Origin of the sequence: Nostoc sp. ChiVER01 (assembly GCF_034531155.1) — a bacterium.
GTDB lineage: Bacteria > Cyanobacteriota > Cyanobacteriia > Cyanobacteriales > Nostocaceae > Nostoc.
In genome coordinates this window covers 157,471-179,577 of the sequence record NZ_JAVRBS010000001.1, presented here as the reverse complement: position 1 = coordinate 179,577, position 22,107 = coordinate 157,471, and the positions used below count along the sequence as shown (strand labels likewise).

The following is a 22,107-nucleotide window of genomic DNA, read 5'->3' as shown; positions in this document are numbered from 1 at the left end:
AAATTATCCAATTTCTGGACTTCACTACGACTTGACTATTCACCCCAACGATGCCATTGGCGAAAATCTGTTCCGGCACTTACAGCTAAACCAATTTGGTGCTGTGAAGATAGTTCATCGTGGCCACCTTCGTTTGCGCCAATGTAGTACATCCGGAAACTGCCATCATCCATTGCGACTACACAAGGTGTGCCTACAGCCCGTGCATCCCAACGGCCAGAACCCTTTTGAGCATGGGAAAAGATAGAACCTCCAACTTGCTGTCCTAGATGTTTTTGCCAATGAATTCCGTCGCTAGAAACAGCTAGACCTATGGAGTGATAACCATTGTTGTTAACACCTTCGTAGAACATTACATACTGTCCCTTTATTTTCAGAACATTACGAGTACCAATGCCTCTCTCATCAAAACTGCCAGACTCACCTGCTTCTAAAATATGACCAACTTTTTGCCAATGAAAACCATCGGAAGACACAGCTAAACCGACCAAGAATCCTTTGTCAGGATTTAAGGTATGGTAGTAAAGTTTCCAGGTTCCATCATCATCACGCAAGACTTGTGGCCAGGCGCAAAATAGAGCATCAAACTCCCCTGCCTTGCCTAAATCGAGAAAAGCTCCTTGATAAGTACCTTCCAACCGTACCCAATTTATGCCATCACGGGAGATAGCGCAGCCAGGGCGCATATTTAATCCTTTAGCTTTAAAGCCTCCCATTTCAACAACTGTGTGGTCTCCACCGAAATACCACATCCAATAAAGCCCATCGTAGAAGTAGACATTGCTCACACCAACATGGGCTGAGTCAAACCGACTAGGATTTTGGTGAGGCTCAAAGACAGCCCCCATAGTTAATAATCCTTGGACGCGTTGCCAATGAATTCCATCAGCAGAAATCGCTAAACCACAACGACCAGTGGGCAAATTGATTTGCCGATCAAAAGACGCATCCCGACCGTAATACCACATCTTCCAAGTTCCATCGGGACAATACAAGACTTGTGGCGAAGAAACTCGTTCCGAATCCCACCAGCCTTCTGGGCCAGGCATCAAAACCAATCCTGGTTGATCATTTGGGGTTTTTGGGTCACTCATATCTAATCTAAAATCTAAAAAAGAAAATGTCTATAACTAGTAACTTGGTTAATATAGCAGTCTTAAATCATTTGTAAAAATTATATATCTCTTTCTCTTTCTTCTTTTTTGCCTTTGCATCTATCATTTGGCAGACTTCGCCAATTTGGGTTAGAAAAAGCTGATTTTTGGGCAGACTACTTTAAAGAAATAGCTGATTTAACGTTGATCGAGTATGAATACAGCAGTTGCTTTTCAAAAAAGTAGGAGACAAAGGGCAGTAAGCTCTTCTACCTTTAAATTACATAAGCTGGGTGGGCTTTTCGACCTAAGGCACATTAGATATTTTTTAGTTTATTCTTCCAGCAACATTGTCTTTGTTGTTAAATTTTGATTTTGAGCAAAGTGACGATGATCCTTAAATTACGCAGATGTTGGTTGAAAGTCAACCTCCGGCGGTATGTACCAATCAAAAAAAATTACTATTTATCGAAATGGCGATCGCGAAATTTACTATTGTTATCAATTGTGGTGATTTTGTCTATTAGCATTAGCGCCACAGCTATCACTAGTTACAACATTGTTAAGGGATTGTTGCTCGATAGTCTTAAGGAGCAAGCACTATTAAAAACATCCCAAGGTCAGGATGATATTGATAACTGGTTAGCCATTCGTAAGACAGAAATTAAGACTTTAGCAAATTCTCTTGTGGTGCGATCGCTGGATTTGTCTGCAATTCAACCTTACTTGCAATCTGAGGTAAAACGGCTGCAAACGTTTTTACTTATGGCTTTGGCTACACCAGATGCTACATTAATTAATACTCATGGGGATCATCTTAATGTTAAAGATCGAGAATTTTTTAAGCGGAGTATGGTAGGTGAAACGGTAGCTGCCGATCCAATTATTGGCCGTACAACTAATCAGTTACAGATTCAGATTAGTTCGCCGATTCCTGCCGAGACAGGCACAAAGCCAGCAGGTGTATTAATGGGAGGAATTCCGATTAACCGGGTAGTTGAGGTGATCAGCAATTTACATCAAGGTAAGGGCAGCTATGCCTTTGCGCTGAATTCTCAAGGAATTCCTATCGCCCATCCCAATATAAAACTAATTGGTACACCCGAAAAAGCTGCTCAAAGTTTCCTTAATTTGCCTAATCCCCAGTTAGTGGAAATTGCTCAAAAGATGGTAGCTAAACGCACAAGTATTGAATTGGTTCAACTGGATGGTAGGTGGAGCTATGTTGCTTACACTCCCCTCAGAGAAGCAAATTGGTCGGTAGCGTTGATTGTGCCACAAGAAAATATTGAATCGCCATTGCAGGCGTTGAACCTGTTGGCTACAGTTTTGGGAGGATTGTTGGTGATTGGGTTGATCAGTGCATGGCGACAGGTGCAACTATATGAACAAATCCGCAATCGCGCCTTTGTTTTCAGTCAGCAGGCGCAGGAACTCAGCAAAACCTTGAAAGAATTGCAAAATACCCAAGCTCAACTTATCCATACTGAAAAAATGTCTAGTTTGGGACAATTGGTGGCTGGGGTGGCACACGAAATCAATAATCCTGCTAATTTTATTCACGCCAACCTCAACCATGCCAATGAATACAGCCAAAACATCCTCGATTTGCTAAAGCTTTATGAACAAACCTACCCAAATCCTACACCAGAAATTCGCGATCGCGCCCAAGACCTTGATATTGAGTTTTTAGCAGAAGATTTACCCAAGCTAATGGCATCGATGCAAGGGGGAACCAAGCGCATTCGTCAAATTGTGTTGTCGCTGCGTAATTTCTCGCGCCTCGATGAAGCAGACATGAAATTTGTAGACATTCATGAAGGATTAGACAACACTCTGATGATTCTGAACCATCGTCTGACAGCCACGCCCAATCAACCAGAAATTCAGATCGTTAAGAAATACGGTGATTTACCCCTAGTAGAATGCTACGCAGGGCAACTCAATCAGGTGTTTATAAATGTTCTAATGAATGCGATTGACGCACTTGAAGAAGCCAGCCAAAAGCGGAGTTTTAAGGATATTAAAACCAACACCAATCAAATTAAGCTTCAAACTCAAGTTGATAAATCAAGTCATTACGCGATCATTCAGATTTACGATAATGGTATTGGGATGTCAGAGGATGTCAAGCAACGGGTATTTGATTATATGTTTACTACTAAACCCGTAGGCAAAGGAATGGGATTAGGAATGGCGATCGCATATCAAATTGTTGTAGACAAACATGCAGGAATTATTGAAGTTGATTCTACACCAGGATGTGGAACAGAGTTTACTATTCGTATTCCTTTAACAAGTAAAAAGTAAACTTATTAAATCTTAGAAAGAATCGCTTGAGCAGCAGCTTCATCGGTAATCAGTCCTGTAATTAACTTGCCATGTAGAGCAGCCAAAATCGCCTCCGACTTTCTCACAGTGCCTGCCACACCAATAATGAGTCGATGAGCGGGTTGTTCGAGGGCTACACTGGCAACCCGACTGTTTGTCCCTTCTTGCAGCAATACTCCGCGATCGCTATAAGCCCAACCTGCAATTTCTCCGACTGCTCCCAGTTCAATCAACTCAGCCACTTCATCGTCATTGATGAAGCCGTCTTGATGTAACGGAGCATTCCAGGCAATATGACTAATTCCAACAAAAGTTACTTTGGCTTGCTCTGCAAGAGTTTTGACGGCGACAAACGATCGCTGAGTCTGCAAAAGTTCTCGTTCTTCAATGCTAGTCGCAACAACCGGAGTCGGCACTGGGTAAGCTTGGGAACCGACGCGATCGGATAAATGCATAACTACTTCGTGACGACCTGCACGCCCAGAATGAGACATATTTCCAATAATTGATACAATTTTATGCTGGGGTTGGTTCATTGAGGGTATCTGCTCCACCATTGTTCGCAATGTGCGACCTGATGACAACGCTAGTATGGTCGGGGTTTTAGCCATCAGGTAAGCCTCTAAATGGGTGGCAGCACATACACCAATTCCGTATAATGTATCACCACTGCCTGCATCAGTTGGTACTACTTCACAAAGTGACAGAGCAAAGCGATCGCGTAACGACTCAGCCAGAGCAATGCATTCACTCAGGGGATGATCGAGTCGAAATTTAATCAATTTTTCACTGACTGCCAGTGCTACTAAGCGTTGTGCAGCTTGCCGGGACACATTGAGCTTGGCGGCAATTTCTTCTTGCGTATTGCCAGCGATGTAATAGAGCCAAGCAGCATGTGCAGCCAGGTCTAATTTGCGCGCCCTCAGAGGCAAGCCAGCTTTGCTGGCATCGCGCTGCTCTAAAAAAGGTTGTCCCATATACTACCTGCAAAAACTATGTCTCTATCAAAGGTATAATTGCATTATTTATACTATATGCCCAAAGAGATAATCTTTGCTCAATTATTTTTAAAATTCTATTATCCCCCAGTCACCTCCAAGTTAAACCCAGTAATGTAGCTTGCCTCTTCACTCATCAAAAACGCTACTCCATTTGCCACCTCTTCCAAGCTTCCCAAACGCCGCATTGGTACTGAATTAATCATCTGTTGCTCAACTACTTTGGGATCGGCATCAAAATATTGTGACCCTACTGCTGCTTGCAATTCGGTTTGTCGCGTCCACATAAAACCAGGGCCAATCAACGCAGGCGAGAGCGCATTCACCCGAATACCATAGGGAGCTAAGTCTTTTGCTGCTGTTTGAGTCATTCCAATGACAGCAAACTTAGAAGCAGCATAAGCCAACATATTTGGCGGCCCAACCACCCCTGCATAACTCGCCATGTTGACGATCGCGCCTCCACCTGCATCGCGTAGTTGTTGTGCAGCCGCCTTGAGAATATGAAAAACGCCGACAACGTTAATGTTAATTACCTTTTGAAAGTCGTCTTCAGGATATTCGTCAGTCGTGGCAAACACTCCTTGATAACCCGCATTATTAAACACATAGTCAATCCGCCCAAGCTGCTTTACAACGCTAGTAAAAGCTTTGGCAACATCATCACTAGCTGTAACATCACAGCGAAACGTGCCAACTGGAACGTTGTAACCTTTTAGTTCCCCAGCCACATCTGCCATCTTCGGTTCATTCAAATCTAGCAGGGCTATTCCTGCACCATTGGCAGCAAAACGGTGTGCAGTTGCCTTGCCAATATCTCCTGCACCGCCAGTAATTAGGATCGTTTTACCTGCAAACTGATAAGTTGCTTTTGCTGTCATAGATTCAACCTCTTATTGAAGAATTGTTGCAAATGACCGTGATGGAAGTCAGATTGGTATGATTTCTATTATTGAGCTTTTGCCCAAAATTAGAGCATAAAATCAAAAATTTATTTCGTTCGGTTTTTACTTTAAAGGAGTTATGCGATGCGTATTCGCCGCTTCGCTAAAGTGGTAGCTGCATTTCTCGCTGGAGTGATGCTGGCGCAACTGCTATATGCTTGCTCACCGCGATCCCAAGCCGCAGAGAAAACTAAAGTAACGATCGCCACTGTAAATAATGGCGACATGGTGGTGATGCAAGGGCTTTCTCGCAAATTTGAGGAAGCTAATCCTGATATTCAACTCCGGTGGGTTGTGCTGGAAGAAAATGTGTTACGCCAACGCACAACTACAGATGTTGCAAGCCAAGGTGGGCAGTTTGATGTCATGACCATTGGTTCCTATGAAACACCAATCTGGGCTAGACGGGATTGGTTAAGACCCTTGGATCTAGGCGCAAACTATGACGTAAATGACTTGCTCAAACCCATACGAGAAGGGCTTTCCAATAACGGCAAACTATATGCCGTACCATTCTATGGGGAAAGTTCCATGCTGTACTACCGAAAAGACTTGTTTGAAAAAGCTGGGATTGCGGTTCCTCAACAGCCAACTTATCCCCAAATGAGAGAATGGGCAAGCAAAATCCACGACCCAGCGCATGGGGTTTATGGTGTTTGCCTGCGCGGAAAACCTGGTTGGGGTGAAAACATCGCATTTGTTTCCACATTGGTTAATACCTATGGTGGACAGTGGTTTGATATGAAGTGGCAACCAACGATCAATACTCCACCTTGGAAAGAGGCGATCGCCTTTTATGTCGATTTGCTTAACAAATATGGGCCGCCAGGAGCCAGTTCCAATGGATTTAATGAGAATTTAGCATTATTCTCAACGGGTAAATGCGGGATGTGGGTAGATGCAACCGTTGCTGCGGGGTTGTTATCCAATCCCAAAGAATCCCAAGTGTATAACAAAGTTGGCTTTGCTCGTGCGCCAATTGAAAAATATCCTAACGGCTCAAATTGGCTTTGGGCTTGGGCGCTAGCGGTTCCAAAAACCTCAAAATCACCCGAAGCAGCGCAAAAATTCGTTGCTTGGGCAACATCAAAAGAATACATTCAACTGGTTGCCAAGGAAAATGGCTGGGTTGCTGTACCACCAGGAACTCGGACTTCCACTTATGAAAATCCCAACTATCGAAAAGCTGCACCCTTTGCAGAAATCGTGCTGGCAGCGATCCAATCTGCCGATGTTACCCGTCCATCAGCACAACCAACTCCTTATAAGGGAGTTCAATATGTAGATATTCCAGAATTTCAGGCGATCGGTTCTTCAGTCGGGCAAACCTTGGCAGCAGCGTTAACCAATCGAACTTCGGTAGATCAAGCGTTGCAGCGATCGCAGAAATCGACTGAACGCTTCATGAAACACACAGGTTATATCGAATAATTCTCAGATGTTCCACGGCGATACCAACCCCAGAAACCCAGATTTAACCTGATTTTCTTAATTACGAATTACGAATTGCTTATGTCTTCTTCATTAGCGGTAAAACCTCAATCCGAAACACCACCACCAACCAAACAACGGACTACGCGGCAAGTGTCAACCTTACCTCTGGTTGCGCCTTCAGTCGTTGTCCTACTGCTGTGGATGATTGTGCCTCTGGTGATGACTATATGGTTTTCCTTTCAGCGTTATAACTTGCTGAATCCAGATGCACGGAAATTCATCGGCATTGAAAATTTCACTTTCATCCTCAGTGACTCAGCTTTATGGACATCGATCGCTATCACAATAGTTTTGGTTGTTTCCGTTTTAGCAATCACAATTGGTCTGGGTACATTACTAGCAGTACTATTTGACCAAGACTTTTATGGTCGTGGAGTGGCGCGGGTACTAGCAATCTCTCCATTTTTCGTGATGCCCACAGTTAGCGCCCTAATCTGGAAAAATATGCTGATGCATCCAGTGAATGGGCTGTTTGCTCAAATTACTAGAGGTTTGGGTTTAGGGGCAATTGATTGGTTTGCTAGCGTTCCCTTACTTGCCATCATTATTATTGTTTCCTGGGAATGGCTGCCCTTTGCTTTGCTGATTTTATTGACTGCAATTCAGTCACTCGATCGCGATCAGTTAGAAGCTGCGCGAATGGATGGCGCAAATGCGATCGCTCTATTTCGTTTCGTCATGCTACCGCATCTGAGCCGCGCCATTTCTGTGGTTGCCATGATTGAGACAATTTTCTTCCTGACCATCTTTGCTGAAATCTTTGTTACCACAGGCGGCGGGCCAGGACTTGCAACCACTAACCTTGCCTATTACATCTTCTTAAAAGCCTTGCTGGAATTCGATGTCGGCGGTGCATCAGCCGGTGGATTAATTGCCGTAATCCTTGCCAACATCGTGGCAATATTTTTGATGCGTAGTGTTGCTCGTAATTTGGATACTTAACATGGCACGTAAAACCTCGAAGATTTGGCTATGGACATTACTCGGCTGGCTTGCCGCTTGCATATTGTTTTTTCCAATTTTCTGGATGTTTCTCACCAGTTTCAAAACCGAAGTAGCAGCAGTTTCAACTCCGCCCCAGTTGTTTTTCCGCCCGACATTGGAGAATTATATTGCCATCCAAGACCGAGCAAATTATTTCAATTATGCGTTTAACAGCGTAGCGATTTCCCTTGGATCGACTATAGTCGCACTACTGCTTGCCGTACCTGCCGCTTACGCAATGGCATTTTTCCCAACGAAACGCACCAAGGGCACTTTACTCTGGATGCTGTCTACCAAAATGCTGCCACCTGTTGGTGTGCTAGTGCCAATCTACATTTTGTGTCGCAACGCCGGATTACTGGATACTCACATCGGTTTGATTATTATTTATACCCTGATTAATTTGCCAATCGTCGTCTGGATGATTTACAGCTTCTTCAAAGAAGTTCCCAAAGAAATTCTCGAAGCCGATCGCATGGATGGAGCAACCACACAGCAAGAACTTGTGCATGTGTTGTTGCCATTAGCAGTACCCGGAATTGCATCTACTGCTTTGCTTTCGATTATTTTGTCATGGAACGAAGCATTTTGGAGCTTAAACTTGACAACGGCAGATGCCGCCCCACTCACAGCTTTTATTGCTTCCTTTTCTAGTCCTCAAGGATTATTTTGGGCAAAACTTTCCGCAGCATCAACACTAGCGATCGCACCCATCCTTATCTTTGGCTGGCTGAGTCAACGGCAGTTAGTCCGGGGTCTGACCTTTGGTGCTGTGAAGTAGGAGGCAGAAGGGAGAAGGTATTAAAACAAACTCTTGTGTTCCTCGCTGCACCTTTACGTCTGTGCGTGAGAAAAACTTAAACTCATTAATGGAAACATTTTATGTCAACAGTTGCTTTAAGAAATATCCATAAAACCTACGCCGACACAGAGATTATCAAAGGCATAAATCTCGACGTGGGCGATCGCGAATTTGTTGTTTTCGTCGGCCCCTCCGGCTGTGGAAAATCAACCTTACTCCGCATGATTGCTGGACTAGAAGAAATTTCCTCCGGCGATTTACTTATTGATGGACAAAAAGTCAATGATGTGCCACCCGATAAACGTGGTTTAGCAATGGTGTTTCAAACTTATGCCTTATATCCTCACATGACAGTGGCAGAAAATATGGCCTTTAGCCTCCGGCTTGCAGGTATGCAGAAAGCCCAGCGTTATGAAAGGGCGCGTGAAGTCGCCCGTATCCTGCAACTGGAGCCACTCTTGAACCGGAAGCCCAAAGAACTATCAGGAGGACAACGGCAACGGGTAGCGATCGGCCGTGCTTTGGTGCGTAATCCGAAAGTATTTTTGTTTGATGAGCCACTGTCCAACCTGGATGCTTCATTGCGGGTGCAGATGCGGATTGAGCTTGCCAGTTTACACGACAGCCTGCAAGCCACGATGATTTATGTTACCCACGATCAAGTTGAGGCAATGACCCTTGCCGACAAAATTGTGGTATTACAAGGCGGTATCATCGAACAAATGGGTTCTCCCCTGGAACTCTACCATCATCCCCGCAATCTATTTGTCGCCGGATTTATTGGTTCGCCAAAAATGAACTTTATTTCGGTGACAGTTTCAGCCGTCAATGACTCAGGGGCAACAGTTAGACTCCCTGGTGACGCAACCGTAACGATTCCGGTGAAGCCCAAAACCCTCTCAGTTGGGGATAGAGCAACATTAGGGATTCGTCCCGAACATCTGCGGCTCGATCGCAATAACCCAAGCGTGAATGGTGAAGTATTAGTCGTAGAACGATTGGGCAAAGAAACCTTTCTCTACATCAAAATTGCCGGTGGCGAAACCATAGTTGTGCAAACAGACGGAGATAATCCAGCCAACATGCACGATTACGTTCCGATTTACATTAATGGTGAGCTTTGCCATCTGTTTGATCGCGACGGTGAAGCCATCCCCAAAGTTCATCGTCACCACCTAACCCAGAATGAATCCCATGAACAGCAATATCAGCACAGACTCAGCAATCAAGCTGAATGAAGCATCTCTGTCTCATTTAGGCAATAACATTCGCGTACCCAATTACGATCGCCATCGAATTACTAACGGTATTGTCCATATCGGTGTGGGTGGGTTCCATCGCGCACATCAGGCTTTATACCTGGATAATTACTTTCATCAAAATCCCGATAGTGAATGGGGAATATACGGGGTTGGGCTACTAGAATTCGATAAACGGATGCGGGATGCACTGAAATCACAAGATTGTTTGTATACCTTAGTTGAAAGATCCACAGAAGGCGATCGCGCCCGTGTGATTGGAGCAATTACAAAATATTTGTTTGCTCCAGATAACTGCCAAGCGGTGATTGACACCTTAGCAGATCCCAAATGCCGCATTGTTACCCTCACCATTACCGAAGGCGGCTACTACTATATTGAAGGTAGCGGTGAATTCGATACCAATCACCCAACAATCCAGTACGATTTGCAGCATCCTGATGAACCAATTGGAGTATATGGCTTTCTGACAGCAGCCCTTAATCGCCGCCGTCAACAAGGAATAGCACCGTTTACCGTGTTATCCTGCGATAATCTGCAAGGTAACGGCAATATTGCCCGCAAAATGTTAACCGCATTTGCCCAAATGCAGAATCCAGAATTGGGGCATTGGGTTGCTGAACAGGTGGCTTTTCCTAACTGCATGGTTGATCGCATTACCCCCGCCACAACCCCAGCAGATATCAAAATGGTGGCGGAACAGTTTAATATCGATGATGCCTTTCCAGTTGTTGCCGAACCGTTTCTTCAGTGGGTAGTCGAAGACAACTTCAGCGCAGGTAGACCTGATTGGGAATCAGTTGGCGTTCAGATGACTAGCGATGTTCATCCCTATGAGATGATGAAAATCCGGCTACTCAACGCCAGTCACTTGTTGATTGGCTATCTCGGCTCCTTGGCAGGTTATACATACGTTCATGAAGTCATGGCAGATCCATTGATTCGGCAAGCCGTTGATAATTTGATGGCAGAAGTTACGCCCACACTCCAACCTGTACCGGGGATTGATTTAGATAATTACAAAAAAACTTTAATCGAACGTTTTGCCAATCCCAAGATTCGGGATCAACTCCCGCGTCTTTGCTTGAATAGCTCCGCTAAAATGCCAAAATTTGTTCTCGGCTCAGTCCGTGACGCGCTGCATCAAGGAGGAGCCATTGATTATATGAGCCTAACTGTTGCTGCTTGGTTCCGTTACCTCAATGGAAACGATGACCAAGGCAATACCATTGCCATTGATGACCCAATAGCAGGTACTCTGACTCAACTAGCTCATTCCAGTGGTAGCGATGCCAAACCATTGCTTAATTTAACTGAGATTTTTGGTGATTTATCACAGTCATCGCTTTTTGTTGATGCAGTTACGAATCATTTACGCAGGTTGTATGAGTTTGGAGCTAAAGAAACATTAGTCAAAACTTAACCGGAGAGTGAAAGCTGCGAGCTTTGAAGGCGGAAGTTTCATTTCTGCCTTTTGAATATTAAGAATTTGGAGGGGCAATTAACTTTTTTAAAATTAAAAATTAAGAATAATAATTTTTAATTAATTTTATGTATAAGCCCCCACCCTGCGGGAATTAAAAATGCAAAATTAAGATTTGTTTATTCAATTTTTTAATTAATAATTTTTAATTTTTAATTGGGAGCGAAGCGACTTGACTGACATCGTAGTTGGCTTAGACTTGGGTACAGGAGGAGTAAGAGCGATCGCAGTTGATCTACAAGGGCAAATTATTGCTCAGTCAACCAGAAGCTATCCCCTGTTAACTCCACAACCCGGTTGGACGGAACAGAACTCATCGGATTGGGTGGAAGCCAGTTTGGATGCTCTCTTCGATGTTACTCAACAGCTAAACGGACATCGGGTAATTGCCCTCGGTTTATCTGGACAAATGCATGGTATGGTTGCTCTTGATGCGGATGGCAAAGCGATTAGACCGGCAATTCTATGGAACGATCAGCGCACAGGTAAAGCTGTTGCTGAGATTGAAGCCGCTATTCCCCGACAGGAGTTGATCCAGCGCACTGGAAATCCGGCAATTACAGGGTTTCAACTGCCGAAGCTTTTATGGTTACGGACTGAAGAACCACAAGCATACACTCGGTTATGGCAGATTCTTTTGCCCAAAGATTATCTGGGATATGTGCTAACGGGCGAAGCAGTAACAGAACCATCTGATGCCTCTGGTGTCGGCTGTCTAAATCTGGCAAATCGACAATGGGATACAGATATTCTCCATCCTCTTAATATTAATCCAGCGTTGTTTCCTCCGGTAATCGAATCTACTGCGATCGCAGGACGACTCAAACCAGAAATAGCCGCCCGCGTGGGATTACCAGCCGGATTACCCATAGTCGCAGGTGGAGGTGACAATGCCGCAGCAGCGATCGGTTTGGGCATCTCATCAAGCAACCTGAGCCGGGGTAGTTTGAGTATTGGCACATCAGGAGTGATCTTTGCACCGTGCAATCATCCAATTCCCGATGCCGAAGGTCGGGTACATTTATTCTGTCATGTGGATGGTGGCTATCATCTGCTGGGAGTGACGCTAGCAGCAGGTGGTTCTCTACGTTGGTATCGAGATACATTTGCCCCGCAGATATCCTACACCGATTTGATGGATATGGCAGAGCGATCGCAGCCTGGTGCGCGTGGTGTGCTATTTTTACCCCACCTTGCAGGAGAACGCAGTCCGCACCTCGATCCAGATACTCGCGGTGCTTTCCTGAATTTGTCATTAGCTCATACACAAGCAGATATAACTCGTGCTGTGCTGGAGGGGGTTGCATTTAGCTTGCGATCAGCATTGGAGGTAATTAGTGCGATCGCTCCCCTCGCTCAACTTTTAGCAACAGGTGGAGGCGCACGCTCTCACATTTGGTTACAAATTTTAGCAGATATTTTGCAAACAAAACTCATAGCTCCCAAAGCCGAAGAAGGAGCTGCTTACGGGGCAGCTATTTTGGCAATGGTGGGGATTGGTGTTTACCCCAATTTAGAAACTGCACTTAAAATTTTACCGCCAGATAGTAATGTAGTACAGCCACAGGCAAATCTTTTATATGAAGCAGGTTTTAATCGCTACAAACTACTTTACGATACTCTGAAAGCTGTTCGTTGATATTGGACTTTTTACAAAAAATTTAAAAAAGCTAATACCCACTCTTTATTGCTTTTGGATGTAACAAAAGTTCATATCTCCTTTGTAGCTAGAAGCTTTCGCAAGCTCCTTACAGCGATTTTCAGGTAAATGAACCACAAATAGACCTCTCTCTAAACCTTTCTCCTCGTAGGAGCTACGGTGTACACACAAGTCTCTTGCATCGACCTGCACGTTTGTTGCATCGCTCTGCACTTTGGTTGTATCGACTCGCACTTTTGTTGCATCGACCTGCACGTTTGTTGCATCGCTTTGCACTTTGGTTGTATTGACCCGCACCTTTGTTGCATCGTTCTGCACTTTGGTTGTATCGACTCGCACCTTTGTTGCATCGACCTACAAAAATTAACCCACCCTACGTTACACAGCAACTTTAAAAGACTTGCGTGTACACTGTAGCCTTTATAAGGGGAGGGTTAGGGTGGGGTAAAATCCAGATTCATCAGCTATTTCAGACTTGTGTATACACCGTAGCCTCGTAGGAGAGAGGCTTTGATTTTCTCCCCTTGCCTTGTAGGGAGGGGGCTGGGGGTTAGGTCTCATAATTGTGGTCTAAATACATGAAAATTGCTGTAAGGTTTTGCAATTGTTCTTTCTGCCCTCTGCCTCCTTCAAGTTTGGCATTTGAGTTTTGCACCTCTGAGTCGCACTTGAGGCTCAAGGCGACCCTTTTCAAGCATCTTCTTAGGTGTTTTCTTATCTATAATCTTGCTTTTGAATACTCCGCAAACGAGCAGCATCACGAATATTGTAGTCGGTTCGAGTAAAGCGATTTATCTGCATCTCAAAGAAATCACGATTGGCTTGTAAATGCTTGGGATTTGGGTCATCTAATGGATATAAAAGAGCAGTTCGCAAGGCTTGAATTACCGCAGAAGTTACACAGTACATTGACCGTTGAAAACTAACTCCTAACTGAATCAACATATCTTCTTCGCCCCGGCAATATTGGCTGTAGTAATCAAGAAGATATGGGGGTAAAAAATGCAACATATCTTGCATTAATAATGTGGGAGGAATGCCAGCAGTACCCACTGGAAATACATCAGCGTAAAGAATACCAAAGTGAAAGTCTTTCTGGTCTGCCGGTACTTGACGCGCTTGAGCATTATAAGATTTTGTCCCTCGGAAGGGTGCGGTGCGGTAGAAAACGGCTTCTACATAAGGTAATGCTGCTTCATATAGCCACATGAAACCCTTGGATTTAGGGACTATTTCGTAGCATTCGCCACGAATATAAACGTGATGGTAAATGGGACGACCTGCGATCGCAAATATACCATTAACTATGAAGCTCATCGCCTCTGGGACGCTGGTAATAGTACCTTCGTCATAGCGGTCTGACATTTCAAAGAATACCGGAGCCATGATTTCCCAGAATAAGCCCAGGTTAGCGTAGTATGACATCTGGCGGCACTGTTCCAAAAACATATCTGGGAACAGCTTGTAAAGTCCCAGCATTACAGGGTTCCCTTGGAAGTAAGCTTTTATTGCCCTGTCAGCGTTGGCTTTGTATTCGTCTGAATCTAGGTAAGGGTCAAATTGTCCACCCATCCCTCTATGCCATAACATCGCCCGCATACAAGCTTCGGCAAATTCCATGTTAATGCGATCGTGGAACAAGTGATGGAACAGTTTCGGCATTTTGAAGGTTTCACCTTTTTCGATAAATGCCAAAAGTTCTGGATGTGCAGTAGCTTCGCCGCGCCAAATTCGCAAATCGGCATCATCGCCAGCGTAATGATTATGCAGTTCTAAATACTCTTTGGGTAAGAAGTATTTAAAGAAGGGAAGCGGGTTTAAAAATTCACGTTCGGCAATATAAAGTAGGTCGCGCCAGTAGAAATCCATCGGTACAGCATAAGCTTTGTATAAACCGATGATTTGCATCAAATTTTCTGGAGTATCGGGTAACATTGCGCCACCAGCTTCTAAGCGATGAATTACATCGGCAAATTCGTGCTTGGAAGGAGGTAATTTAATTGCTGTTTTAATTGCTGTCATGGTAAAAAAAATGGGGAATGGGGAATGGGGAAGAAACTGTAACTTATTTCAACGCGACTTCAGAGATTACAGTTTTTTCTAAAGCAGGAATTGCAGCGACCATTGTTGTAGTTGTGGATTCACTCCAACGCACTAACCAAGTGGGTTGTACTCCTAAAAAGATGATAAAAGCTGCTAAAACTAAAGCTGGTATTTTCTCAGACCAAAGAACTTTAGGATAGTAGGCGACGTTATCGAGTCTGCCAAAACAAGTGCGGTTGAGGAGGATGACAAAATAAACTGCGGTTAATCCACTAGCTACTACACACAAAATTGTCGGAATGGGAAAGATAGAGAAACTACCTTGAAAAACGATAAATTCTGCGATGAATCCTGTTAAACCAGGAATACCTGCACTAGCCATTCCACTTAAAACTAGTAAGGCACTAATTAGGGGTAAACCGCGTATGGGACTCATCAAACCATTGAGTTTATCTAATTCACGGGTGCCAACTTTGGCTTCTACAACTCCCACCAAATGGAAGAGAATCGCTAGGATAATACCGTGGCTAAACATTTGAGCGACTGCACCCACAAGTGCTAAGGGAGTACTAGCAGCACCAGCTAGCAAGATATAGCCCATGTGACCTACGGAACTGTATGCTACCATCCGCTTGATATCTTTTTGAGCGATCGCAATTACTGCTCCATAGATAGCGCTGACTGCCCCCCAAATTGCTAAAGTCGGTGCAATAATACTCCAAGCATGGGGAAACATACCCAATCCAAATCGCAACAGTCCATAAGTTCCCAGTTTTGCTAACACACCACCGAGAAGAATTGCAATTGGTGCTGAAGCTTCAACATAAGCATCCGGTAGCCAAGTATGGAAGGGAACTAAGGGAATTTTAATACCAAAACCTAATACTATCCCTGCTAGTAAAAGGATTTGTTTTGCCGTTGACAGGTTTTCTGTTGAGACTGCATCAAAAGCAAAATTGGTAGAACCACTCAGCCATACCATACCCAAGAATGTTGCCAGAATTAATGCTCCTGAGACAGCAGTATAAATCAGGAATTTAATTCCAGCATAACCCCGTTTTTCCCCTCCCCAAATGGAAATTAGTAAGTAGAAGGGGATTAATTCTAGTTCGTAGAATAAGAAGAATAGTAGCAAATTCTCTGCTAGAAAAGCGCCTGCAACTCCTCCACTAACTAATAAAATCATGGAGTAAAACAGCCGGGGGCGTTCAGTTTCTTTACTACTACTGTAAATGGAAATCCAGGTGAGCAAGCTATTTAACACCAACATTAATATAGAAAGCCCATCAACACCTATTTGATAGCTCAAGCCAAGGGTTTCGTTCCAGGGTAAATACTCTTTAAATTGCATCCCTGGATTGCTGATATCAAATTTTAGCAGGATAAAAAGGTTCCAGAAAAGAACTATCCCAGAAAAAATTAATGCTGTTAAACGAATACGATGTTTAGGGAAACTTTCAGGTAATATTGCTATAACAATAGCAGCGAAAATTGGAAGCCAAATCAAAACACTTAACATGGCAATTGGGGATTTGAAAAAATTGATAATTGTTATAAATGTCTCTGAATTTGCGGTTGCATAGCAACGAAGTACATTTCCAGGTGGAACCTGGAAACGAGATTGAAAAAATCTAACTGACTATACTGATTTTGCCAGTATCTAAATCGTAATAACCACCAACTATTTTCAGCTTTTCTGCCTTGATTAACTCAGATAAAACTGACGATGATTTCAATTTTTCAATTTGTGCTAAGATGTTTGCTTTACAAGCGTTTTCTAACTTATCTCCTGCTTTTCCTTTTGAACTTTCTACGCTTGGTTTAATTGCCTCAAGCAAACTTCCAATTTGTCCTGGGACTTCAGCACCTTTAAGAGCGGCATCTACTGCACCACATCTTTCATGCCCCACTACCATTATGACTTTAGTACCTAATACTAAGCTGCCAAATTCTAAACTACCAATTTGCTGTGTTGTGGCAATGTTACCAGCTATACGGCAGACAAATAAATCTCCAAGCCCTTGGTCAAAAACAATCTCTGAAGGAACCCGTGAATCTGCACAACCTAGAATGGAAGCAAAGGGCTTTTGACCTTTGGCAACTTCGACTAAACGTGATTGAGTTTGGTTAGGATTGCGCCGTTTTGCTGCAACAAATCTTCTATTACCTTCTAATAATTCTTGCAATGCCTTGTCAGGGCTAATATCATCTTCTACTGGGGCTTTTTTTTCGGCTGCAAGTAAGTTTGAGCTAAGTCCGGCTGTCAATACACCTGTACCGATCGCGCCTGCACTAAACTTGAATAAAGTTCTTCTAGAAAGATTGATTTGAGGATGTTGTCTGCTCATAAAATTCTTGTCCAAATTGTCAAAATATTAAACTATCTGTTTGTAAGAAAGGGGTGCTTAACTAACCAAGTGTCAAGATTTGAAAAATCAAATTTAAAAACTGCACTTTCCAAAATGACCAAGTTACCCACATTCCTAAAGCACCTACTCCTAAAAGAACGGTTAAGGCATAAAACTGGGTTTGACCAGAGGTGCTGTATTTAAGACCTTCACCACCTAGTAGCGAAAATAAACCAATGAAATTAACAATGCCATCGACTACAAAGCGGTCAATCATATCGGCAAGTTGGGAAATTTTGGCAACTCCAAAAATTATGGTCATTTTATAGAGTTTAGGGGTGTAAAAGTCGTATGCGATTAAGTCTTGTAAACCTTGCCAAGGCAGGCGAATCGGTTTAGGAATATTGCCTAAATAAATCACCCCAGTTATAGTGCAACCGAAAATACTCGACCAAATTAAAAGCAGTGCGACATCTTTATTGAGAGTTGCCCAATCGGGTAAAAGTGATAAGCTTTGCAACACTAAAGGAAGATGTAGACTAACACCAAGTAAAATCACCATTGGCAGAACCATAGGCCAGTGGGCTTCAGGCGATCGCTGACTCATTTGTGTAGCTTTACCGCCAAAAATTAAACCGAATTCTCTGGTTAAACTCACGGCTGTTAAAGCATTTACCGCTATTACTACGCCTACTAACCAAGGTTGGGTTTGCCACAAGCCATCTGCTAGTTTCACTAACGCCCAAAAGCTACCCAAGGGTGGAAAACCAATTAATCCCAAAGTCCCGATGATAAAGGCTATTGCTGAAATCGGGCGACGTTTCCACAATCCGCCTAATTGGGTTACGTCTTGGGTAATGCTATTCCAGATAATTCCCCCAGTACTCATTACCAAAAGGGCTGCGGATATAGCATGGGTGAGTACTAACAATAGCGCCGTTTCGTATTGTTGCGTTCCTACGGCGATGAATACTAAACCCATGTATGCACTGACAGAATAGGATTGACAGCGCTTAAGATCAATTTGAGCGATCGCAATTAAAGAAGCACCCAACGCTGTCACTACCCCAATGGCCACCATAGCTGAGGAAACTATAGGCGAGATAGTTAACACAGGTTGCAATTTAATCAGTACCCATGCACCACTAGCTACTACTACCGAGTTCCGCAAAATCGTACTGGGAACAGGGCCTTCCATCGCTTCATCCAGCCACAGATGCAGGGGGAACTGGGCACATTTACCCATTGGCCCAGCAATTAAGGCTAAACCTACCAGTGTCATTGTTGTCGGGTTGACGTTAGCAGTAGCCGCCCACTTGGCTAATTCTGGATAACTCCAAGTTCCGGCTAAGGGCCATAATGCCAACACGCCCATTAGTAAGAATAAGTCTCCCACCCGTTTAGTTAAGAAAGCATCTCTCGCACCTGAGACTACTAACGGCTGGCTAAACCATAAGCCAACTAATAGGTAGGTTCCCAGTGTCAGGACTTCCAAAATTACATAGCTGAAGAACAAGTTATTACATAAAGCAAGGGCGCATAGTCCTGCTTCAAATAGTCCTAATAAGGAATAGAAGCGTCCCCAACCCCAATCCATCTCCATGTAGCCGATGGCATAAATCTGCGCCAGCAAATTCAAGCCAGTAATCACAACTAAAGCACTGACACTCACCGAGGATATGTCTAAAGCAATGGTGAGGTTTAAACCAGCTGTAGATAACCAAGGAATAAATACTTCTTGGGCTGGATGATTCCAAGTTGCTTGTAAGGCGACCACACTATGTACAAATGCCAAAAATGTCATTACCAAATTTACATAACCCGCCGGTCTTGGCCCCGTTTTCCGAATGATCCCTGGCGACCAAGGTACGGCTAACAAACCACCTATTAAGGCATAGCACGGAACTAGCCAAACAGTCTCTAGTAGAAACTGAGCCATTAACTTACCTCTATATTGTCATCAAAAATTTGGGGTTTGAGTCAACTCGCGTTGATCCCCGTTAACCTAGCGATGTCTACGATAGGCTACGCCTACGCAGATCAGACAAATTTATCTTTATTTAATGTTCTTAAAAACAGCTTACCGTTATCTTTGTCAAAATGGTATTACTTTATCTAAACAAATTTGAGATAAATCCTCTAAATAAATCTTATATATAAAACTATTTGAGTAATGAATAATAGCTATTGTTTTTTATCTATTCATTATGAGTTATTACTTATTGACATAAATGATAAAAGACGCAAGTCCTTTGCGTCTCTACAATTCAGCTAAATGTGACTCATGCCTCGGTAGTTTTGTCAACCTGCCAAAAAACAGAAATAATCGCAGGTGCTTGGTCAAATTGGCTGATGGGGGCGGGTTTCATATCCCGGTAGTCGAGGAGTTGGACTAAGATGAGGTAGGCGATCGCTAAAATGATCGAAATCGCGCCTGTAATAATGGCAACTAATTTTGAACGCTCCATCAGTATTTCCTTTAATGCAAGTTATTGTGCTGTATCTATATCTACATTAATACTTGAGACATACTTGCAGTTTATCGAGGCAACGGTTTAGACGTTCCGTTAATAATGCATTCAAGTTATTTATCTTTACATAGTTTAGTTTTTCCGTGCCTACCTGCTTATTAAAACGAGATATAAATATGGAGTTTTGCTTACACCGCAAGCATTTGCAAACTATAAAAAGTTTGGTATAGCAAAACAAAATTAAGATTAAAGTTAAGTATTAAGAGACTATAGCTATTCCCTATTACAGTTTCTTTATAGTTTATAAACATTATCTAAACATTATCAGTGATAAATAAGCTACATAATTACTATTATCTTGCTAGGATATTTATTAATGCGGGATAGTCACTTGTATTTAAATTAAAAGTGTCATGATTAGTATTACTAAATTAAATAAAATTGACTTTTTAGTTGTAATTTTTATTGTCATAATTGGTCTTGTACATTTACCTTTTCCCTTTGATGGAGATCAAGCATTTTTTAGGCTAGGTGCTTTAGAGATGCAACAAGGAAAGCTACTCTATCGTGATTTTTGGGATGTAAAGCAACCGGGAATTTTCTGCTTTTATTTTTTGGCAGGAACTTTGTTTGGTTTTAATGAGATTGGCATCCATGCCTTTGAACTTATTTACATGGTATTTTTTTCCATAATATTACTGCTGACTCTAAAAAGCTATTTTCGGCATCAGATAATCGCAAGCCTAGTACCTTTGTTAACGGTTGGTGTTTACTACATTGTTTCAGGTGCTTGGCATCTTACTCAAGTGGAAGCACTGGTTGGTTTTCCTTTATTCCTTTGTCTTTGGCTAACTTTTCAATCTTTTCAAAGCAAAGGGAAACAAAGATTTATCCTGCTTTTACTATCAGGTTTTATTGGTGGAATTGTCCTCTTATTTAAATTAATATTTTTGCTGATATTACTTTCATTTTGGCTAACTATATTAATGTATTCTGTACTAATAAAACAGCAGAACATTCAAAAAATATTTGTTGAAGTTTGTTTACCAATATTTTTAGGGGTTATATTCCCTCTTTTAGTGGTTGCCAGCTACTTTGCCTGGTTTAATAGTTTTTCAATAGTGTATAAGACATTTTTTATAGATCCGCCTCTTATTATTGCTAATTCTGCATTAAATAAAAAGGACTTAATTTCGGGAGTAAAATGGTTCTTACAGAATTTTTATCCTTTAGGTTTAATAGCTATTGTTGCAATAGATACTTCATTGCGTAAGTCTAAGAATATATTAACTTGGTTACTTGTTGCTTGGTGCATTTTTGGTTTGAGTGTTATTGCTCTACAATATAAAGCATTGTGGGAATACCATTTTTTACTATTGTTTGTACCCATAGGTATTTTAGCAACAAAAGGATTAGATATATTATGGGGCTATTTAAAAGAATTAAGTTCCCCATTCCCAACAATGCTGCTAATATTTTTATTGTTCTTACCCTTGTCTTCCACTCTTATAAAAAAGAGTGTAACTCTGGTTAATAATAACTTCGCTTTAACTGAAAATACACGATTGAAATATCAGACTGTGTTTAGAAAAAAATATCCATCTCTTCATTCAGAGGCTAACTTTATATCTCAATCAGGAAGTGTTGCTGGTGAGATTTATGTAGCTGGCGATCCAGCTATTTACTACTTTTCTGGTCGGACTCAAGCGACAATACTACGTGGTTGGGCACTTGAATATTTTCTACCTGAGCAATGGTTAACACTTGTAGAGCAGTTAGATTCATCAAAGCCTCCTTATATCTTCATTGATTATGAACCACAGAAGATAATCAAAGAAAATTTTCCTAAGCTGCTGGAATTTGTTGAGCAAAAATACCAGATTTTACGTCAAAGCAATAACGGTATTTGGTATATCATCAAATGATCGGGGTAGGTTTCATGTGGTGGTAGTCTAGCAGTTGAACTAGGATAAAGTAGGCGATCGCTAAAATCACCGAAATCGCACCTGTAAATTTTATTTTTTGAGATAACCAAACCCTATTGGCTGTACAACAATCAGCTTTAGAACCTCAATGTTGACCTTCTGAGGCTCGACGTTGACCTTTTGAGGCTCAACGATGACCTTCTGAGGCTCGAAGTTGCACCTTTTATCCTCGACGTTGACCTTTTGAAGCTCAAAGTTGCACCTTTTATCC

At 42.6% G+C, this 22,107-nt stretch carries 17 protein-coding genes; 8 read left to right on the top strand and 9 right to left on the bottom strand.

Annotated features, from left to right (window positions below):
- Nucleotides 1-35 precede the first annotated feature (35 nt).
- Entirely contained in the window at nt 36-1,094 is a 1,059-nt protein-coding gene (locus RMY00_RS00605) for a glycosyl hydrolase (RefSeq protein WP_322645711.1), read from the bottom strand.
- A gap of 390 nt (nt 1,095-1,484) precedes the next feature.
- Here RMY00_RS00605 and RMY00_RS00600 point away from each other — a divergent pair, with 390 nt between their 5' ends.
- Nucleotides 1,485-3,404 (top strand): sensor histidine kinase, encoded by a 1,920-nt coding sequence (locus RMY00_RS00600; RefSeq protein ID WP_322645710.1) that lies wholly within the window; start codon nt 1,485-1,487, stop codon nt 3,402-3,404.
- Nucleotides 3,405-3,409: 5 nt separating this feature from the next.
- Here RMY00_RS00600 and RMY00_RS00595 read toward each other — a convergent pair whose 3' ends face one another.
- Both RMY00_RS00595 and RMY00_RS00590 read right to left on the bottom strand, forming a co-directional pair.
- Nucleotides 3,410-4,402, bottom strand: a complete 993-nt coding sequence (locus tag RMY00_RS00595) for a sugar-binding transcriptional regulator (RefSeq protein WP_322645709.1) — start codon at nt 4,400-4,402, stop codon at nt 3,410-3,412.
- A 101-nt stretch (nt 4,403-4,503) separates the two neighbouring features.
- Nucleotides 4,504-5,304, bottom strand: a complete 801-nt coding sequence (locus tag RMY00_RS00590; protein WP_322645708.1) for an SDR family oxidoreductase — start codon at nt 5,302-5,304, stop codon at nt 4,504-4,506.
- A gap of 147 nt (nt 5,305-5,451) precedes the next feature.
- Between RMY00_RS00590 and RMY00_RS00585 the strand changes: the two genes are divergently transcribed.
- The 6 genes from RMY00_RS00585 (at nt 5,452) to xylB (ending at nt 13,028) form a co-directional block, all read left to right on the top strand.
- Complete coding sequence (locus RMY00_RS00585; protein WP_322645707.1) at nt 5,452-6,798, top strand: sugar ABC transporter substrate-binding protein; 1,347 nt, start codon at nt 5,452-5,454, stop codon at nt 6,796-6,798.
- Between the two features lie 81 nt (nt 6,799-6,879).
- Entirely contained in the window at nt 6,880-7,803 is a 924-nt protein-coding gene (locus tag RMY00_RS00580) for a sugar ABC transporter permease (protein WP_322645706.1), read from the top strand.
- Nucleotide 7,804: 1 nt separating this feature from the next.
- Entirely contained in the window at nt 7,805-8,626 is an 822-nt protein-coding gene (locus RMY00_RS00575) for a carbohydrate ABC transporter permease (RefSeq protein WP_322645705.1), read from the top strand.
- Between the two features lie 101 nt (nt 8,627-8,727).
- Nucleotides 8,728-9,885 (top strand): sn-glycerol-3-phosphate ABC transporter ATP-binding protein UgpC, encoded by a 1,158-nt coding sequence (locus tag RMY00_RS00570; protein ID WP_322645704.1) that lies wholly within the window; start codon nt 8,728-8,730, stop codon nt 9,883-9,885.
- Entirely contained in the window at nt 9,842-11,329 is a 1,488-nt protein-coding gene (locus tag RMY00_RS00565) for a mannitol dehydrogenase family protein (protein ID WP_322645703.1), read from the top strand. Before RMY00_RS00570 ends, RMY00_RS00565 begins: the two co-directional genes overlap by 44 nt.
- 232 nt (nt 11,330-11,561) lie before the next feature.
- A complete protein-coding gene (gene xylB, locus RMY00_RS00560) occupies nt 11,562-13,028 on the top strand; it encodes a xylulokinase (RefSeq protein ID WP_322645702.1) in 1,467 nt (488 codons plus the stop codon).
- A 45-nt stretch (nt 13,029-13,073) separates the two neighbouring features.
- On the opposite strand, the gene RMY00_RS00555 is transcribed toward xylB, so the two are convergent.
- The 6 genes from RMY00_RS00555 to RMY00_RS00530 form a co-directional block, all read right to left on the bottom strand.
- Nucleotides 13,074-13,388 carry a hypothetical protein gene (locus tag RMY00_RS00555; RefSeq protein ID WP_322645701.1) on the bottom strand — a complete coding sequence of 105 codons (315 nt, stop codon included), beginning with the start codon at nt 13,386-13,388 and terminating at the stop codon, nt 13,074-13,076.
- A gap of 375 nt (nt 13,389-13,763) precedes the next feature.
- Nucleotides 13,764-15,071 carry a CO2 hydration protein gene (locus RMY00_RS00550; RefSeq protein WP_322645700.1) on the bottom strand — a complete coding sequence of 436 codons (1,308 nt, stop codon included), beginning with the start codon at nt 15,069-15,071 and terminating at the stop codon, nt 13,764-13,766.
- 43 nt (nt 15,072-15,114) lie between these two features.
- Nucleotides 15,115-16,611, bottom strand: a complete 1,497-nt coding sequence (locus RMY00_RS00545; RefSeq protein ID WP_322645699.1) for an NADH-quinone oxidoreductase subunit M — start codon at nt 16,609-16,611, stop codon at nt 15,115-15,117.
- 112 nt (nt 16,612-16,723) lie between these two features.
- Nucleotides 16,724-17,440 carry a carbonic anhydrase gene (locus tag RMY00_RS00540; protein ID WP_322645698.1) on the bottom strand — a complete coding sequence of 239 codons (717 nt, stop codon included), beginning with the start codon at nt 17,438-17,440 and terminating at the stop codon, nt 16,724-16,726.
- A gap of 61 nt (nt 17,441-17,501) precedes the next feature.
- Nucleotides 17,502-19,379 carry an NAD(P)H-quinone oxidoreductase subunit F gene (locus RMY00_RS00535; protein ID WP_322645697.1) on the bottom strand — a complete coding sequence of 626 codons (1,878 nt, stop codon included), beginning with the start codon at nt 19,377-19,379 and terminating at the stop codon, nt 17,502-17,504.
- Between the two features lie 343 nt (nt 19,380-19,722).
- The gene (locus tag RMY00_RS00530) at nt 19,723-19,908 is read right to left on the bottom strand and encodes a hypothetical protein (RefSeq protein ID WP_322645696.1); all 186 of its coding nucleotides are present in this window, start codon (nt 19,906-19,908) and stop codon (nt 19,723-19,725) included.
- Nucleotides 19,909-20,324: 416 nt separating this feature from the next.
- Between RMY00_RS00530 and RMY00_RS00525 the strand changes: the two genes are divergently transcribed.
- Nucleotides 20,325-21,836 (top strand): hypothetical protein, encoded by a 1,512-nt coding sequence (locus RMY00_RS00525; protein WP_322645695.1) that lies wholly within the window; start codon nt 20,325-20,327, stop codon nt 21,834-21,836.
- The last annotated feature ends 271 nt before the right edge of the window (nt 21,837-22,107 follow it).

Bases quoted from the DNA above. Each gene is read 5' to 3' on its own strand.
- RMY00_RS00600 (WP_322645710.1), top strand. From the start codon at position 1,485: ATGATCCTTAAATTACGCAGATGTTGGTTGAAAGTCAACCTCCGGCGG.
- RMY00_RS00595 (WP_322645709.1), bottom strand. From the start codon at position 4,402: ATGGGACAACCTTTTTTAGAGCAGCGCGATGCCAGCAAAGCTGGCTTG.
- RMY00_RS00605 (WP_322645711.1), bottom strand. From the start codon at position 1,094: ATGAGTGACCCAAAAACCCCAAATGATCAACCAGGATTGGTTTTGATG.
- RMY00_RS00525 (WP_322645695.1), top strand. From the start codon at position 20,325: ATGATTAGTATTACTAAATTAAATAAAATTGACTTTTTAGTTGTAATT.
- RMY00_RS00540 (WP_322645698.1), bottom strand. From the start codon at position 17,440: ATGAGCAGACAACATCCTCAAATCAATCTTTCTAGAAGAACTTTATTC.
- RMY00_RS00535 (WP_322645697.1), bottom strand. From the start codon at position 19,379: ATGGCTCAGTTTCTACTAGAGACTGTTTGGCTAGTTCCGTGCTATGCC.
- RMY00_RS00550 (WP_322645700.1), bottom strand. From the start codon at position 15,071: ATGACAGCAATTAAAACAGCAATTAAATTACCTCCTTCCAAGCACGAA.
- RMY00_RS00580 (WP_322645706.1), top strand. From the start codon at position 6,880: ATGTCTTCTTCATTAGCGGTAAAACCTCAATCCGAAACACCACCACCA.
- RMY00_RS00545 (WP_322645699.1), bottom strand. From the start codon at position 16,611: ATGTTAAGTGTTTTGATTTGGCTTCCAATTTTCGCTGCTATTGTTATA.
- RMY00_RS00565 (WP_322645703.1), top strand. From the start codon at position 9,842: ATGAACAGCAATATCAGCACAGACTCAGCAATCAAGCTGAATGAAGCA.
- RMY00_RS00590 (WP_322645708.1), bottom strand. From the start codon at position 5,304: ATGACAGCAAAAGCAACTTATCAGTTTGCAGGTAAAACGATCCTAATT.
- RMY00_RS00575 (WP_322645705.1), top strand. From the start codon at position 7,805: ATGGCACGTAAAACCTCGAAGATTTGGCTATGGACATTACTCGGCTGG.
- RMY00_RS00530 (WP_322645696.1), bottom strand. From the start codon at position 19,908: ATGGAGCGTTCAAAATTAGTTGCCATTATTACAGGCGCGATTTCGATC.
- RMY00_RS00585 (WP_322645707.1), top strand. From the start codon at position 5,452: ATGCGTATTCGCCGCTTCGCTAAAGTGGTAGCTGCATTTCTCGCTGGA.
- RMY00_RS00570 (WP_322645704.1), top strand. From the start codon at position 8,728: ATGTCAACAGTTGCTTTAAGAAATATCCATAAAACCTACGCCGACACA.